At 64.7% G+C, this 14,149-nt stretch carries 11 protein-coding genes; 7 read left to right on the top strand and 4 right to left on the bottom strand.

The window, feature by feature from the left end:
* Positions 1 to 12: 12 nt before the first annotated feature.
* Entirely contained in the window at positions 13 to 1,320 is a 1,308-nt protein-coding gene (locus AC1DTQ_RS08120; RefSeq protein WP_477849005.1) for a metal-dependent hydrolase family protein, read from the bottom strand.
* A 140-nt stretch (positions 1,321 to 1,460) separates the two neighbouring features.
* On the opposite strand from AC1DTQ_RS08120, the gene AC1DTQ_RS08115 reads away from it, so the two are divergent.
* The 5 genes from AC1DTQ_RS08115 to AC1DTQ_RS08095 are packed head-to-tail and all read left to right on the top strand — an operon-like array spanning position 1,461 to position 6,571.
* Entirely contained in the window at positions 1,461 to 1,793 is a 333-nt protein-coding gene (locus tag AC1DTQ_RS08115) for a hypothetical protein (protein WP_477849004.1), read from the top strand.
* 27 nt (positions 1,794 to 1,820) lie between these two features.
* On the top strand, positions 1,821 to 2,981 hold the full coding sequence (locus tag AC1DTQ_RS08110) for a serine hydrolase domain-containing protein (protein ID WP_477849003.1): 1,161 nt from the start codon (positions 1,821 to 1,823) through the stop codon (positions 2,979 to 2,981).
* Between the two features lie 42 nt (positions 2,982 to 3,023).
* Complete coding sequence (locus tag AC1DTQ_RS08105) at positions 3,024 to 3,776, top strand: vWA domain-containing protein (RefSeq protein WP_477849002.1); 753 nt, start codon at positions 3,024 to 3,026, stop codon at positions 3,774 to 3,776.
* A gap of 3 nt (positions 3,777 to 3,779) precedes the next feature.
* Complete coding sequence (locus AC1DTQ_RS08100; protein WP_477849001.1) at positions 3,780 to 4,532, top strand: PP2C family serine/threonine-protein phosphatase; 753 nt, start codon at positions 3,780 to 3,782, stop codon at positions 4,530 to 4,532.
* Complete coding sequence (locus AC1DTQ_RS08095) at positions 4,529 to 6,571, top strand: hypothetical protein (RefSeq protein WP_477849000.1); 2,043 nt, start codon at positions 4,529 to 4,531, stop codon at positions 6,569 to 6,571. Before AC1DTQ_RS08100 ends, AC1DTQ_RS08095 begins: the two co-directional genes overlap by 4 nt.
* Positions 6,572 to 6,661: 90 nt before the next feature.
* Here AC1DTQ_RS08095 and AC1DTQ_RS08090 read toward each other — a convergent pair whose 3' ends face one another.
* Both AC1DTQ_RS08090 and AC1DTQ_RS08085 read right to left on the bottom strand, forming a co-directional pair.
* A complete protein-coding gene (locus AC1DTQ_RS08090; protein WP_477848999.1) occupies positions 6,662 to 8,548 on the bottom strand; it encodes a M56 family metallopeptidase in 1,887 nt (628 codons plus the stop codon).
* Positions 8,549 to 8,551: 3 nt separating this feature from the next.
* A complete protein-coding gene (locus AC1DTQ_RS08085) occupies positions 8,552 to 8,941 on the bottom strand; it encodes a BlaI/MecI/CopY family transcriptional regulator (protein WP_477848998.1) in 390 nt (129 codons plus the stop codon).
* A 217-nt stretch (positions 8,942 to 9,158) separates the two neighbouring features.
* Between AC1DTQ_RS08085 and AC1DTQ_RS08080 the strand changes: the two genes are divergently transcribed.
* Complete coding sequence (locus AC1DTQ_RS08080; protein WP_477848997.1) at positions 9,159 to 12,314, top strand: discoidin domain-containing protein; 3,156 nt, start codon at positions 9,159 to 9,161, stop codon at positions 12,312 to 12,314.
* Positions 12,315 to 12,782: 468 nt separating this feature from the next.
* The gene (locus AC1DTQ_RS08075; RefSeq protein WP_477848996.1) at positions 12,783 to 12,983 is read left to right on the top strand and encodes a DUF3606 domain-containing protein; all 201 of its coding nucleotides are present in this window, start codon (positions 12,783 to 12,785) and stop codon (positions 12,981 to 12,983) included.
* A 131-nt stretch (positions 12,984 to 13,114) separates the two neighbouring features.
* Here AC1DTQ_RS08075 and AC1DTQ_RS08070 read toward each other — a convergent pair whose 3' ends face one another.
* Positions 13,115 to 14,146, bottom strand: a complete 1,032-nt coding sequence (locus tag AC1DTQ_RS08070) for an MBL fold metallo-hydrolase (RefSeq protein ID WP_477848995.1) — start codon at positions 14,144 to 14,146, stop codon at positions 13,115 to 13,117.
* Positions 14,147 to 14,149: the final 3 nt, after the last annotated feature.

Raw genomic sequence — 14,149 nt, 5'->3', positions numbered from 1 at the left:
CTGCGGCGCGGTTCAATCTGCGCGCTTGACGACCACTCCCTGCTTCATCACCAGCAATGGTTTTTCCGTGGCGCGGATGTTCTGCAGCACGTCGCCCGGGACCGCGACGATGTCGGCGAGTTTGCCGGCTTCCAGCGTGCCGGTTTCCTTATCAATGCCCAGTAGTTTCGCCGATCCCTGGCTGCTGGACAGCAACGCCGCGGAGGGCGACATGCCCAGCTCGACCATGTCGCCGAATTCCTGTGCGTTGATGCCATGCGGATATACCGCCGCGTCGGTGCCGAAGGCGATGGGCGTGCCGATCTTCAGCGCGTTCTTGAACATGGCCGTATGCGAAGCGCCGGCCGCGCGCGCTTTGGCGCCGATCTTGGGTGGATAGCTGTCGGCCTTGTCCAGCACCCACAGCTGGGTCATGCGCGTGGGCACTAGGTACACGCCCTTTTGCTTCATCAGCTGCAAGGTGGGCGTGGTGAGAAAGCTGCCGTGCTCGATGGAATCCACGCCCGCTTCCACCGCTAGCTTGGCGGCCAGATCGCCATGGCTGTGCGCGGCGACCTTGCGATTCCAATTGTGCGCTTCGCCGATGATCGCTCGCAGTTCCTCGGGAGTGAGTTGCGGTACGTCGACCGGATCGGATTCGGAGAGCACGCCGCCCGAGGCGCAGATCTTGATCAGGTCGGCGCCGTACTTCATCTGCAGGCGAGTGGCCTCGCGGCATTGCTCGGGACCGTTGCACACGCCTTCCAGCGGTCCGGACGGCTTCACGCGTTCCGGCGGAAACGGCGAACTGTCGCAGTGGCCACCGGTAGAACCCAGCGCATGGCCGGCGACCAGCATGCGCGGGCCATCGGTCAGGCCCGCGTTGATGGCGTTGCGCAGCGCCACGTCGATGAAATCGCCGGCGCCGACGTCGCGCGCGGTGGTGACACCGGCCATCAGTGTGGCCTTGGCGTTGCTGCCGGCGTGGAACGACTGCTCCACCGGGAAACGCAGCATGCCTTCGTAGAAGCCCTGCGCCCAGTCGTCTTCGTGGTCGTAGGAAATATGGGTATGGGCGTCGATGTAACCCGGCACCAGCGTAGCGTCGCCCAGCTCGATGACTTTCGCCCCGGCCGGAATATCTGCATTGGTGCCCACGGCGATGATCTTGGTCCCCTGCACCACCACCAACCCGGGGGAGGTCAGATTGCCGCTGCGTCCGTCGAACAGATGGGCGGCCTTTAATACGGTGACTGTAGACGCGGGCGCCGCCGGTGTCTGCGCGTGGGCGGCGGAAGCCAGCAACAAACCGGCCGCCAGACCGCCGAGATAAGATTTCATGAATGCCTCCCCCTGCCTGTGTGGTGTTCGAGTTTATGACGATTCGGCGCCGGCATGCGCCGCGCCGCTGCGTTTGCGACGGACAACCCGGTAAGCTGCCGGCATTACGGGGGAGCGGCGACGAAGAGGGGCGGTTGGCGATGAATCGATACGGCTGGATGGTGGTGCGCGCCTACCTGCCCGCGCTGGCGGCGTTGGCGGCGGCGGCGGTGTGCATGTTGTGGACGTCGCTATTCGGCAGCGTGGAAAGCCTGCACCTGTTGGTGCCGTACGTGAGATGGCTACCGCCGGTGTTCCTGCTGGTCGCATTGGTCACCGGCCTGGTGGCGACGCTACGGCTGTGGAATTGGAAAAGCGGCAAGACGCCTCGCTGCGCCGGCTGCGGCGGACCGCTGAGCGCGCTGCATCATGGCGCACAAGGCGACTATCGCAAATGCCTGGCGTGCGGCGGCAAGCAAACGCAAATTCCGTAGGTCCACAGGGGAGCAGGAAAGAACTCTATGAAGCTTGGGTTGCTTTTTTCCGGATTGATCGCATTGCTTTGTTTGCAGGCCGCTCACGCGGCCCTCCCCACCGAAACGGCGCTGGACGCCGAAGCCGCGCGCGCGATGGCGGCTACGCAGGCCAAAGGCCTGGCGATCGCGGTGATCGACGACGGCAAGGTGGTTAATGTACGCAGCTATGGCGCGCGTAACGCCGCCGGCGACCCGTTGCAAACCGACACCATCATGTACGCCGCCTCATTGACCAAGGCCGCGTTCGCCTACACGGTGATGCAGCTGGTGGAAGAGAAGAAACTGGATCTGGACAAGCCCATCGGCGATTACCTGGCCAAGCCGTTACCGGAGTATCCGGACGACGACCGCTATGCGCCATGGTCCAGTCTGTCCGGTGATGAACGCTGGCGTGCGATCACCCCGCGCATCCTGCTGACGCACAGCGCCGGCTTCGCCAACTTCTATTTCGTCGAACCGGACGAGAAGCTGCACTTCCATTTCGCGCCGGGCAGCCGCTACGCCTATTCGGGCGACGGCATGATCCTGCTGCAGTTCGTCATCGAACGCGGGCTGGGCCTGGATCTGGGCGCGGAAATGCAGCGGCGCGTGTTCGACCGGTTCGGCATGACCAACACCAGCATGATGTGGCGGGCTGACTTCGCCAAGAATCTCGCCGATGGCTGGCGCGAGGATGGCAGCGTCGAAGCGCACGACGAACGCAGCAAGGTGCGTGCCGCCGGCTCTATGGACACGACGATCGCCGACATGGCGCGGCTGGCCTCGGGATACGTCCGCGGCGAAGCCTTGTCCGCGCAGGGATCGGCGGAACTGGTGAAACCGCAACTGCCCATTTCCACCGCCAGCCAGTTCCCCTCTCTGCAGCCGGAACTACCGGCCGAAAAGCAGCGCAAGGATCTTGCCGCAGGACTGGGCGTGGTCGTGTTCGATGGCCCGCAGGGACCCGGCTTCTTCAAGGGCGGTCACAACGACAGCACCGGCAACACCTGGGTATGCGTGCAACGCGGACGCCGCTGCGTGGTGATTCTGGCCAACGACGTGCGCGCGGAGCCTGCGTTCCCGCAGCTGGTCGGTTTCGTGCTGGGCGAAACCGGGGCGCCATGGACGTGGGAGTACGGCGAGATGAAGTTCTGGAAACCGGAATGAGTGCGACGGTCCGCCGTCTTTCCGTCGCCGCAACGGCGATCGATGTCCTCATGCATAATCGGCTTCCGCGCCGGCTTCAGCGCGGTACTGCCATCCATACGAGGGAACGAGATGACCCAGACCGCCATTCCAGACGTCGCCCTGGTGGACAACACCGAGCAACGCACGCCACTGGTGCTGGTCCTTGACTGCTCCGGCAGCATGGCCGGCGCGCCGATGGCGCAACTCAACGAAGGGCTGCGCGTGCTGGAACAAGAGTTGAAGAGCGACGCGATCGCTTCCAAGCGGGTGCGTATCCTGCTGGTCGAGTACGGCGGCATGGACAACGCGCAAGTCGTCGGTGACTGGCAAGACGCGATGGACTTTACCGCGCCTACGCTGGAAGCCTCCGGCACGACGCCTACCGGACAGGCGGTGGACCTGGCGCTGGTGAAGATCGAGGAGGAAAAGCAGAACTTCAAGTCCGCAGGCATCGCCTACACACGGCCGTGGATGTTCCTGATGTCCGATGGCCAGCCGACCGACGATTGGCAGGGTGCAGCGGATCGCTGCCGGGGCGCCGAGCAGGCCAACAAGGTCGCGGTGTTCCCGCTGGCGGTTGGCGCCGGCGCCAATGCCGAAGGGCTGGGGCAGTTCAGCAGCAAGGGCGCGGCGGCGGTCAAGAAACTGGATGGCCTGAAGTTCCAGGAACTATTTCTGTGGCTCAGCGCGAGCATGAAGGTCGTCTCGCAAGCCAGACCTGGAGGCCAGGCACAGTTGCCGGCGGCCGACAGTTGGTCCAGCGCGCCGACCTGATCGATGTCCTGGTGCGTCTTCGCCGCTGCGGCGATAGGAAAATCCCATATCGATGCGAACATCCCGTGCCAGGATGCGTTCGCGCATGCAGTCGTGGGCGACACACTGGTGGCCATTGTCTGCGATGGCGCCGGCTCGCACGTCCTCAGCCACGAGGGGGCTGCGATGGTGTCGGCGCAAGTGGTGGAGCAGCTGTCGCAAGGCAGTAATGCCGCCGGGCGTGCGAGGCAAGACATCGAAACATTCCGCGCGGACGTGGTCGCAGCGGTCGCTTCGGCACGCGCCGCGATGGAAGCGCGGGCGTTGGCCGCTAACACGGGCTTTTCGGATTACTCGTGCACGCTGGTGGGCGTGTTGGCCGATGCCGAGGGCGGATTCTTTTTCCACATCGGCGACGGCCTGGGCGTCGCACGCGGCGCCGACGCGGCCGACTGCGCGCTGTCGCTGCCGGAAAATGGTGAGTACGCCAACGAAACCTACTTCGTCACCGGCGATGTCTGGCAGGAGCATCTGCGCGTGACGCGGATTCCGCACGCCACGACCTGCGCGGCGCTGATGTCCGACGGTGCGATGCCTTTCGTGATGGCCAAGGGCAATGGCGCGCTATATGCGCCGTTCATGGATCCGGTGGAGCGCTTTCTTTCCACCGCTTCGGAAAGCGAGGGTAGCGCGGCATTGCTCGGCACCCTGACCGATCCCCGCACCTACCAGATCACTTCGGACGACAAGACGCTGCTGATCGCGTTGAGGCAATGAGCGCGGCGCGCGCCGGTATCCGCGAAGGGAGCTCCGTGCGCGCGGGCGACGGCCGCAGATTGACGCTGGCCAGAATGCTCAAGAGCGGTGGCGCGGGCAGCGTGTACCTGTTGCGGGAGGATGCCCACAACGTCGCCAAGATCTATCACGCCGATATCGACGTCGCCGTGTACGAGCGCAAGCTGGCGGCAATGCTCGAACTGTCGCCGCAGTTGCCGACGCTGGACGAAGGCGGCAAGCGCTACGTGCAGATCGCCTGGCCGCTGACGCCGCTGCGCGACGACAGGGGCCGGTTCCTGGGCTTCGTGATGCCCGCGGTGGACGTGGCCGCCACCAGCGAACTGGAGCTGGTGATGCAGGAACGGCAGGCGCGCGCAGCCGGTTTACCGACCGGACTGGGAGCCAAGATCACGCTGGCTGCGAACCTGGCCGCGGTGATCGCCGAACTGCACCGCCAGCACCATTACGTAGTGGACATGAAACCCGTCAATCTGCGCTTTTATCCGCGCTCGCTGTACATGGCGATGCTGGACTGCGACGGTTTCAGCATCCAGGGCCATGGCGAGCGGTTTCCGGCGCCGCAATACACCATCGATTATCTGGCGCCTGAGTTCCATGCGCATGGCATCACCGCCACGGGCGAGGAACAGCAGGACCGCTTCGCGTTGGCGGTGATCGTCTTTCAGCTGCTGAATTTCGGCATTCACCCTTATAGCGGACGGCCTGGGTCGGACCGGGTGCCCACCGACATTCCCGGACGCATAGCGGGCGACTGGTACGCCTATGGACTGCGCGCCAACGCGGGTATCGCCGCCAACCCGGGAAGCGGCCATGGCGCAATGCCTGCCGATCTGCGGCAGATGTTCGATCGCGCATTCGCGCTGGGCCGTTCGCTGCGTCCCTCCGCTGGCGAGTGGAGCAGCCTGCTGCGCGCCTACGCAACGCGTTCGACCCAGCGGTTGGCCGTATGCGGTAAGCGGTCAGCGCACCAGCATTTTGCGGGACAGGCATGCGCGGCGTGCGCGCGCGAATCGTTGCTGACTGCCACTCGCAAGCAACAGGCGCATACGACGCGTACCGCCCCCAAGATGCCCCAACCGTTGCGCGCTACGCGGCCAGGACGGAGGCCCCGACCGGTTTTTCGGTATCCACCGGCTCAGCCCCTTCCCGCACCCACCGCGCGCCCTTCGAATTTCATTCTGCAGGCGATCGGCAGGATGAGCTGGCTTAACCGCGTGCGCAGCGTTTTTTTTATCGGCATGTTCTGCGTGGTTTTCTTCAACAATCTGCGTGATAAAGCGGAGCGGCCGCCTCCCTATGTAGGCTCGTCGGCACCGGCTCAGATCGGAATCGCTAGCGAAGACCCTCCGGTATCCCAACCGGAAACACCGCCGATTTTGCTGGGCGGCGCGGCGGCCGTGCCGAACGCGATGCAGATGCAGACCCAGGCCAACGTCTATGCCAGCCTGGCCCGGCAGGTGGGGCAAAGCAGTGGAAACAAGCTGGCTAGTTCGGTAGCCTCCCTACGCAATGGCGGGCAATCCCTGGACCGCTCCTCCTCTTGGGCGCGTGGCGAGCAATCCCGCGCTACCAGCGTCTTCCTGTCTGCACCGGGAAATTCGCTGGAGAAACAACAAGCAAGGGAAGTCCTGGCTTTGGCGCTGCAACGCATCCTGCAGCATGACCCCTATGCGCACGAGGCCGCGTTCGAGCTGGGCTGGATGGCGCTTCTGGACAGCCGCCGCGAACAGGCCCGCGACTATTTCGTACAAGCCCTGTGGGCCAATACCCTCAACCCGAGAGCGTGGTATGGCCTGGGTGTCACCGCTGCCGACGATCAACAAACGTTGGGAGCGCTGGCGATAGCCGAAAGTCTCGCGGAAAACGATGGCCAGGCCGTAGCCATACGCGGCCAATTCCGGCTCCCCTCCCTCGCCTCCATGGGTATAGATGTGCGGCGGTTTCATGAACTGAGCGAACAGGCCAGACGGATCGCCGCCGAACAGCGCGGCGAAGTCCGGCCCGAAGCGCCTTTGTAACCTCACCTGCATGTCGCGTCGTTCCTCGGCAGGAGCGATCGTTTTACTGAAACGACCGCAGCACAGATGCAAGCGAGGCGGGTTTCTGCATCAGCCCTTGTTCAAAGGCTGCGCCGTGCCATTGCGAATGGCTTCTTCCATCAGTTTCTTGGTCTCACGTTCGGCGCGCGCATTAGCGGCCTCCATCTTCTTGGCCAGCGCGGCCTGCTGGCGATCCAGATCGGCCATCGGGGCGTTGAGCTTGGCCTGTTCCTGGTCAAGTGCCGCCTGCTGGCGATCCAGTTCGGCCATGCGCGCGTCGGCTTTGCTTCCCTGCATGCGTTGGCTGGCCATTTCCGCCTGTTTCATGCCCAGTTGCGCCTGGCGCTGGCCAATGGCGGCTTGCTTGCTGCCGATCGCCGCATGGCGATTGCCGATGGCCACTTGCGCATCGCCCAGGCTCATGGCTTCGGCATAGCTGGCCCGGAAGCGTTCCAGCGTGGCCGGATCGCGGATCAGGTATTCCGTATTGTCCCTGCGGATCCACAGCAGCTCCTCGTTGCCGCGGCGCAACCGGTTGGCTTTCCTGATGTCCTCGGTGGTGCCCTCGGCGATGCTGTGGTCGCCTTTCACGAACACGTAGGCCTGCTGGGTGTCGCGTGCGCTGAGGTTGAACATGCCGCGCGTAATCAACGGTGCTGCGGGGGCGGGTGGTGCGGGTGGGGCCGGCATTGCCCGTGGCGTTGGCGGGACCGCCGGCTCGGGTGGGGCCGGAGGCGCGGGAGCCGGCGGCGGGGGTGCTATTTCGTCCGCCGGATCGACCGCCGCAACCTCGGCAACTGGAGCTGGAGCTGGAGCCGGCGCGGGCGGGGCCGCCACACGGGCGACCGGCGCAGTCTGCGCAACCGGCGCGATGGAAGGTGTGGGTTTGGTTGCGGCCACTGGCGCTCGCGGTGCGGTCGCGGTTTCGGCGGCGGGCGCTGCAATGATGCGATACGGCATCACTCCGAGCACGGCGACCAGGCCGAGGATGGCCAACGCGACGACGCGCGGCGTGGAAGCGGTGTTCTGCAGCATGAGAAGTCTCCTCTTGAGAATATGGAAGGTGGGCGACGCGCTGGCCAGGCCGGCGCTGGGCCTTGGGGCGACACCCAGTCGTATCAGCAGGCGTCCGTAATCGCGCGCGCAATGACGGTTGCCAGCGAGCACAGCGGCGTCGCAGGCGACTTCGCGGGCCAGCGCATATTCACGCGCGGCCAAGTGGGCGAGCGGGTGGAAGAAGAACAAATGCTGTGCCGCCGCCGGCAACAGGCCCCACCACAGATCGTGTCGCTGCAGGTGGACTAGTTCGTGAGTGAGCGCCATGTCCAGTTCGTCGGCATGCATCGATTGCGGATGGTCGGCGGGCAGCAGCAACACCGGTCGCCACGGACCGATCAGCTGCGGAGAATCGATCGATGCCGACAGGCGCAAGTGCGGCGTGCGGCGCAGGCCGTGCGCTTCGGCCGCCAATTGCAGGGCGTGCAGCAAGGTCCTGTCCCTGCAGGCGTGCGAGTCGCGCAGCAGGCGTCGCGTGGATAGGTAGCCGCGCAGCGTACGGGCGACCATGAAGCTCAGGCCCAGCAGCCACAGCCACGCGAATGCATCGGACCACGACCAGGACGACGCTACCGATGGTGCGAGGTAGGACGATGCGTCGGCCATCGGCGATGCGATCGTCTCGGTAGGCGCAAGGGAAAGCACGGTCATTCGCGCCGGCGCAGCGCTGGCGTGTTCCACCACTTCGGCAGGCAGCAGCGGCAAGGCGAGCGGACTGGACCACAGCACGCCGACCACCAGTTGCAGAGCCACCAGCCACCACAGACCGGCGCGGGCGGATGCCGACAGGCGCGGCAGCGATTTGCACAATACCCAGACCGCGGCGACGAACAACGTGGACTGCACGCTGGCGGCGAGCAAACGCGGCAGCAAGATTTCCGAAACGAACTCGAGGGCCATGGCTCAACCTTCCTTACGCTTGGATTGCAGGGTGGCGACCAGCGCCTCGAGTTCCGCCAGCTCGTTGTCGCTGACCTCGGTGCGCTGCGACATCCACGCCACGAATGGCGAGACCGAACCCTGCAGCGTCTTCTCCACAAAACTGCCGACCGCGTTGCGTACTACGTCGTCTTGTTGCGCGGTGGTGGAATAGCGGTACACGCCGCCATCGACTTGTTTGCGCCTGAGAAAAGCCTTGGCGCGCAACCGCTCCATCATGGTCAGCACGGTCGAACGCGCCAATCCGCGCGGTTCGCCGAAGGCGGCGGCGACTTCGCCCACCGAAGCGTCCCCCTGCTCCGCGATGTGCTGCAGTAACGCCAGCTCCTGATCACCGATGCTCTTGAGACTCATGCCATCCACCTTATGACTACATATGTAGTCATCATGCATATGACTACATATGTAGTCAACAGGAAGAAAGTCATGGATCAGAGACTGGGCGACGAACGGTCAGGACGCCTTGGTGCACTGCGGCTCGCATGTAATCGTTTTCAACACTAGTATCCGGGGCCACGCGAAGCCCGGGCTCCACGGCTTCATTCCCCTGCAATCGACGCGGAAAACCCACGTGACCACCCAATCCCCGAGCTCGTCCCCGGCCGCCAGGCTGTCGCGATTCGTCTTGTTACCGGCGCTGTTCCTGTCTTCCTCGGTCGCTTTGGCCAAGGGCGACGCCCTGCCCCCGCGCTCGCAGTGGAAGGCCACCGGGTCCTCGCTGCAGGTGCCGGCGCTGGCCGCGTCGCATGCGATCGACGGCGACCCCAAGACCCGTTGGGGCGGCGCTTTCAGCGCCGACCATTGGTTGCAGGTGGACCTGGGCAAGGTCGTCGACGTCGGCGGCGTGTTGCTGCATTGGGACAGCGGTTTCGCCGTGTCCTACGCCATCCAGACGTCGGTAGACGGCAAGCAATGGCACGACGCTTATGTCAGCGGCGATTCGCGCGGATTCACCGACTACCTGTTCTTCCCGACCGCCAAGGCGCGTTACGTGCGCTTGGCCAGCCTGCCCAAGACCGCGGACTGGGGCGTTTCGGTATTCGAATTCGAACCGCTTGCGCCCAGCGCAGCGGCGCGCATCGTCAACCTCACCGGCAAGGACAACGCGCAGGCGCTGTGGAGCAACGCACCCGCCCGCGCGCTGCAGGCCAAAGGCCAGATGGCGGGCACGCGCGAGCTGGATATCACCCTGGGCCGCCCGTTGCCGACTCCCGGTCTGGAAGTCTGGTGGGAAGGTCCGCGCAACGGCGCCAAGCTGGAAGGCCGCGATGCTTCAGGCGCGTGGATCACGCTGGCGGAGGATCCCGGATCGCAGGGCGATCTTTCCAACCTCGCCGCGCGCGAGGTGCATACGCTTTCGGCGTTGCGCCTGAGCGCCGGCGAAGTGGACGGCGCCGCGCCGCTGATCAAGCGCCTGCGTCTGCTGGGCCCGGAACGCGTGATGACGCCGACCCGCCGCTATGAAGTGGTGGCGTCGCGGGCGAACGCGCAACTGTTCCCCTCGTCGCTGCACCAGCAGCAGGTGTACTGGACCGTGATCGGCATCCCGGCCGGCATGCAGAAATCGATCTTCGACGAATACGGCAACCTGGAAGCCTACAAAGGCGCGCCGATGGTGCAGGCCGCGTGGCGCGATGCTTCGGGCCGTGTCGCCATCTCCGATAACGTCGAGCGCAGGCATTCGCTGCGCGACGGCTGGATGCCGATGCCGTCGGTGCAATGGGAAGCGCAGCCCGGCGTGCAGGTGCGCACCGAAGCGATGGCGGTCGAACAGAACGGACAGCCGGTGACGCTCACGCGTTACCGCGTCAGCAACACCGGCCGGCAATCCATCGACGGAACGCTGGCGCTGGTATTGCGCCCGCTGCAGGTGAATCCGCCATGGCAGCACGGCGGCGTGTCGCCGATCCGCGAGGTCGCCATCGAAGGCGCCGCCGATCGCACCGACGTACGCGTCAACGGCCGCGTGCTGCTGTCGTCGCTGACGCCGACCGATGCGCGCGGCGCGTCCGCCTTTGGCGCGCATGGCGAGGGAGAGATCACGGCGCACGTCGCGGCGGGTACCGTTCCTGAGTCCTTGCAGGCCAGCGATGCCGATGGCTTGGCTGCAGCGTTGCTTGATTACAAAGTGAAGCTTGCGCCCGGCGAACATCGCGACGTCGTACTGGCATTCCCGCTGGGCACTTCGCGCGCCGACGCCAAGACCGACGCGTTGCCGGAGGCGGCGGCGGTCGACCGCGCGGCGCTGATCGGGGCCAAAGGCGATGCGGGCGCAGGTTTCGATAAGGTCGCCGCGCAGGTCGCGCAGCAGTGGCATTCGCGCTTCGGCAAGCTGGGCTTGTCGCTGCCCGACCACTCGCTGGTGGACATGCTGCGCGCGCAGGGCGCCTACATGCTGCTCAACCAGACCGGACCGGCGATGCAACCGGGTCCACGCAACTACAACCGTTCCTTCATCCGCGACGGCGCCGCCACTTCGTCGGTGCTGCTGCGCGTGGGTCAGGCCAAGGTTTCCCGCGACTACCTGAAATGGTATTCCGACCACGCCGTGCATGAGAACGGACTGGTGTCGCCGATCCTCAACCAGGACGGCTCGGTGAACACCGGCTTCGGCAGCGATATCGAATACGACAGCCAGGGCGAATTCATCGCGCTGGTGGCGGACACGGCGCGCTACGACGGCGGCGCGGCCAGCGTGCGCGAATACCAGGACGTGGTGAAGCGCGCGATGAAGTTCATGCAGGAACTCCGCGAGCGCACCCTGGCGCCCGGCTATCTGGCCGACCAGCCGGCGCCGGAACGCTTCCACGGCATCATCGCCCCGTCGATCAGCCATGAAGGTTATTCCAGCCCTACCCACAGTTACTGGGACGACTACTGGGCGTTGAAGGGCTGGCACGACGGCGCCTGGCTGGCCGAACAGTGGGGCGATGCGGAGACCGCCAAGTGGGCGCGCGAACAGTACGCTGCGCTACGCGAATCGGTGGCCGCCTCGATCCGCGCGACGATGAAGTGGAAGGGTTCCGACTTCATCCCCGCCGATGCCGACACCGGCGGCGGCGATCCGACCAGCGTTTCGATCGGGCTGGATCCGGCCCGCCAGCAGGACCTGATGCCGTCGGACGCGCTAAAGCTGACTTTCGAGCGCTATCTCGCCGACGTGCGTTCGCGCGACAAGCCCGAAGCGCTGTACGCGTACACGCCGTACGAAATGCGCAACGTGCTGACTTACGTACACCTCAACCAACCGAAGGAAGCCGACGAACTGCTGCACAGCCTGCTGCGGGATCGCCGTCCACTGGAATGGCAGGTGCTGGCCGAAGTAGTGCATTCGCGCCTGCGCCATCCCGGCTATCTCGGCGACATGCCGCATACCTGGATCGGTGCCGAATACGCGCGCACGATTTTCGGCATGCTGATGCATGAGGGCGATCAGCGCCTGTCGCTGTTGCCCGGTGCGCCGCCTTCGTGGGTGGCCGGTGACGGGCTCAGCGTCAGCAAATTACCGACCGCCCATGGCGCATTAACCATGGCCGCGCGACAGAACGGCACGCAGCTACGGGTGACTTTGGGTTCCGGGCTCGCCAAGGACACGGCCTTGCAGGTCTATTGGCCCAACCGCGAAAAACCCGCGCGAGTCACCGTGGATGGCAAGTCCCTGTCGGACTACGACGCCAACGGAATCCTGTTGGACAAACCATTCAAGGAATTAGTGGCGCAATGGTGAAGCGCCAAACAGGCCAATGCTCCGGATCCGGATTCTGCCGGAAGCGGGTAGGAGCGACGCAAGTCGCGAAGCACTTAGCCTTCGCGGATTAGCAACACCCGGGCAATCTGAGCTTCGCGACTTGCGTCGCTCCTACAGGTACAAGATCGTTCCTGCAGGCCGCTCCTGCCGGATCGTTTCTAGCCGCTCAGAACCCGGAAAGCAGGGTTCCCAGCATCATCCCCAGGCACAGGAAGCATGCGGCTCTTAATGTCTTCATAAGTACCTTCCCGCCTACCCTCGTAGGGCCATCTTCCACCTGCCCCGTGAGGCGGCCGTGACGCCGCCGCTGCCGGGATTGCATACCTTTTTAACGACCTGAACCGCATAAAGCGGACAGCCCGTTTCTGCACGCCGTCCTCACATTGGGTTGCCGACTATCGGTGCATGTCAATTGCGGCCCTTCCGAACCCAGCCCTTGGAGCAGTCATGACAGACCAACCCGACGATGCTGGCCACGACGACGACACCACACGCCTGATTTCCCTGCAGCAACAGCAGCAGGTGCAATATTGGACGACACGCTTGGGCGTTTCTCGTAACCAGCTGTTACAGGCCATCGACGCCGTGGGCGACTCCGCGCCTCAAGTGGAAGCCTGGTTGAAATACCAGGGCCAGCTCACTAATTGAGTCGCCGCCGCCGCCGCGTAGGCTGACAGCGCGCGGATAGGAAGCGCGTTGAAGTCGGCCGTTCGAAAACTTGCCGGCACCTCGCGATTTTCCTTATCGCCATTTCTGCCGGAAATTTCTGTCGGAAGGAATTACTGCGTCGTCAGCCACCAGGCCTCGCCCGTTTGCGGTTGCTGCAGGTCCAGACGCTGACCCATGGACGGCGTAGCCAGATTCACGCCCTTTTCCGCAGCTAATGCGGAGATGCGGTCGAAAGGCTCGTGCCAGGCGTGCATGGCCAGATCGAAGGTACCGTTGTGCACCGGCATCAACCACTTGCCCTTTAGGTCGAGATGCGCCTGTAGCGTCTGTTCCGGCTGCATGTGCACGTGCGGCCATTGCTTGTCGTAAGCACCGGTTTCCATCAAGGTTACGTCGAACGGACCGAAGCGCTCGCCGATGGCTCTGAAGCCGTCGAAGTAGCCCGTGTCTCCGCTAAAGAACACGCGCAGGTCGTCGTCTACGATCACCCACGAGGCCCATAGCGACTGGTTGCTGTCGAACAGACCGCGACCGGAGAAATGCTGCGCAGGCGTCGCCACGAAACGCAGGCCGTCCACCGTGGCCGCCTGCCACCAGTCGAACTGCTGCACCTTGTCCGCAGGCACGCCCCATTCAATCAGCGTGTCGCCCACGCCCAGCGGCGCAAGGAAGTAGTCGGTCTTGTCGGCAAGCGCGAGGATCGCGGCGTGATCCAGATGGTCGTAGTGGTTGTGCGACAACAGCACGCCCTTGATCGGCGGCAGCTCGGCAATGGAGATCGGCGGCTGATGGAAACGCTTGGGTCCGGCCCATTGCACCGGCGAGGCGCGATCGGAAAACACCGGATCGGTCAGCCAGAATTCCCCGCGCAGTTTCAGCAGCAAGGTGGAATGCCCCAGCCGGAACAGGCTGCGGTCGGGCGCCGCCATCAGTTCGGCGCGGGTCAAAGTCTGCAGAGGGATCGCGCCGGCCGGCACGGTGTCGCGCGGCTTGTTGGTCAGCACGTTCCAGGCCAGGCGCACGGTCTTCAGGAAGCCCGTGGGTGGGGTGGGCACCGCATTCCGGAACTTGCCCTCGTGCAGCTGCGGCGAATCCGGGTAGGCGGGAGTGCGGGAGGTGGCATGCAGGACACAGGCGGTCATGGC

The organism is Pseudoxanthomonas sp. P4_B2 (assembly GCF_056402315.1).
Note: the sequence above shows the minus strand (reverse complement) of the source record. Positions and strands in the feature narration are given on the sequence as shown.

What these genes read in the sequence shown, in the direction of transcription:
- AC1DTQ_RS08120 (WP_477849005.1), bottom strand. Translation starts at nt 1,320, where the DNA reads ATGAAATCTTATCTCGGCGGTCTGGCGGCCGGTTTGTTGCTGGCTTCC.
- AC1DTQ_RS08115 (WP_477849004.1), top strand. Translation starts at nt 1,461, where the DNA reads ATGAATCGATACGGCTGGATGGTGGTGCGCGCCTACCTGCCCGCGCTG.
- AC1DTQ_RS08110 (WP_477849003.1), top strand. Translation starts at nt 1,821, where the DNA reads ATGAAGCTTGGGTTGCTTTTTTCCGGATTGATCGCATTGCTTTGTTTG.
- AC1DTQ_RS08105 (WP_477849002.1), top strand. Translation starts at nt 3,024, where the DNA reads ATGTCCTCATGCATAATCGGCTTCCGCGCCGGCTTCAGCGCGGTACTG.
- AC1DTQ_RS08100 (WP_477849001.1), top strand. Translation starts at nt 3,780, where the DNA reads ATGTCCTGGTGCGTCTTCGCCGCTGCGGCGATAGGAAAATCCCATATC.
- AC1DTQ_RS08095 (WP_477849000.1), top strand. Translation starts at nt 4,529, where the DNA reads ATGAGCGCGGCGCGCGCCGGTATCCGCGAAGGGAGCTCCGTGCGCGCG.
- AC1DTQ_RS08090 (WP_477848999.1), bottom strand. Translation starts at nt 8,548, where the DNA reads ATGGCCCTCGAGTTCGTTTCGGAAATCTTGCTGCCGCGTTTGCTCGCC.
- AC1DTQ_RS08085 (WP_477848998.1), bottom strand. Translation starts at nt 8,941, where the DNA reads ATGAGTCTCAAGAGCATCGGTGATCAGGAGCTGGCGTTACTGCAGCAC.
- AC1DTQ_RS08075 (WP_477848996.1), top strand. Translation starts at nt 12,783, where the DNA reads ATGACAGACCAACCCGACGATGCTGGCCACGACGACGACACCACACGC.
- AC1DTQ_RS08070 (WP_477848995.1), bottom strand. Translation starts at nt 14,146, where the DNA reads ATGACCGCCTGTGTCCTGCATGCCACCTCCCGCACTCCCGCCTACCCG.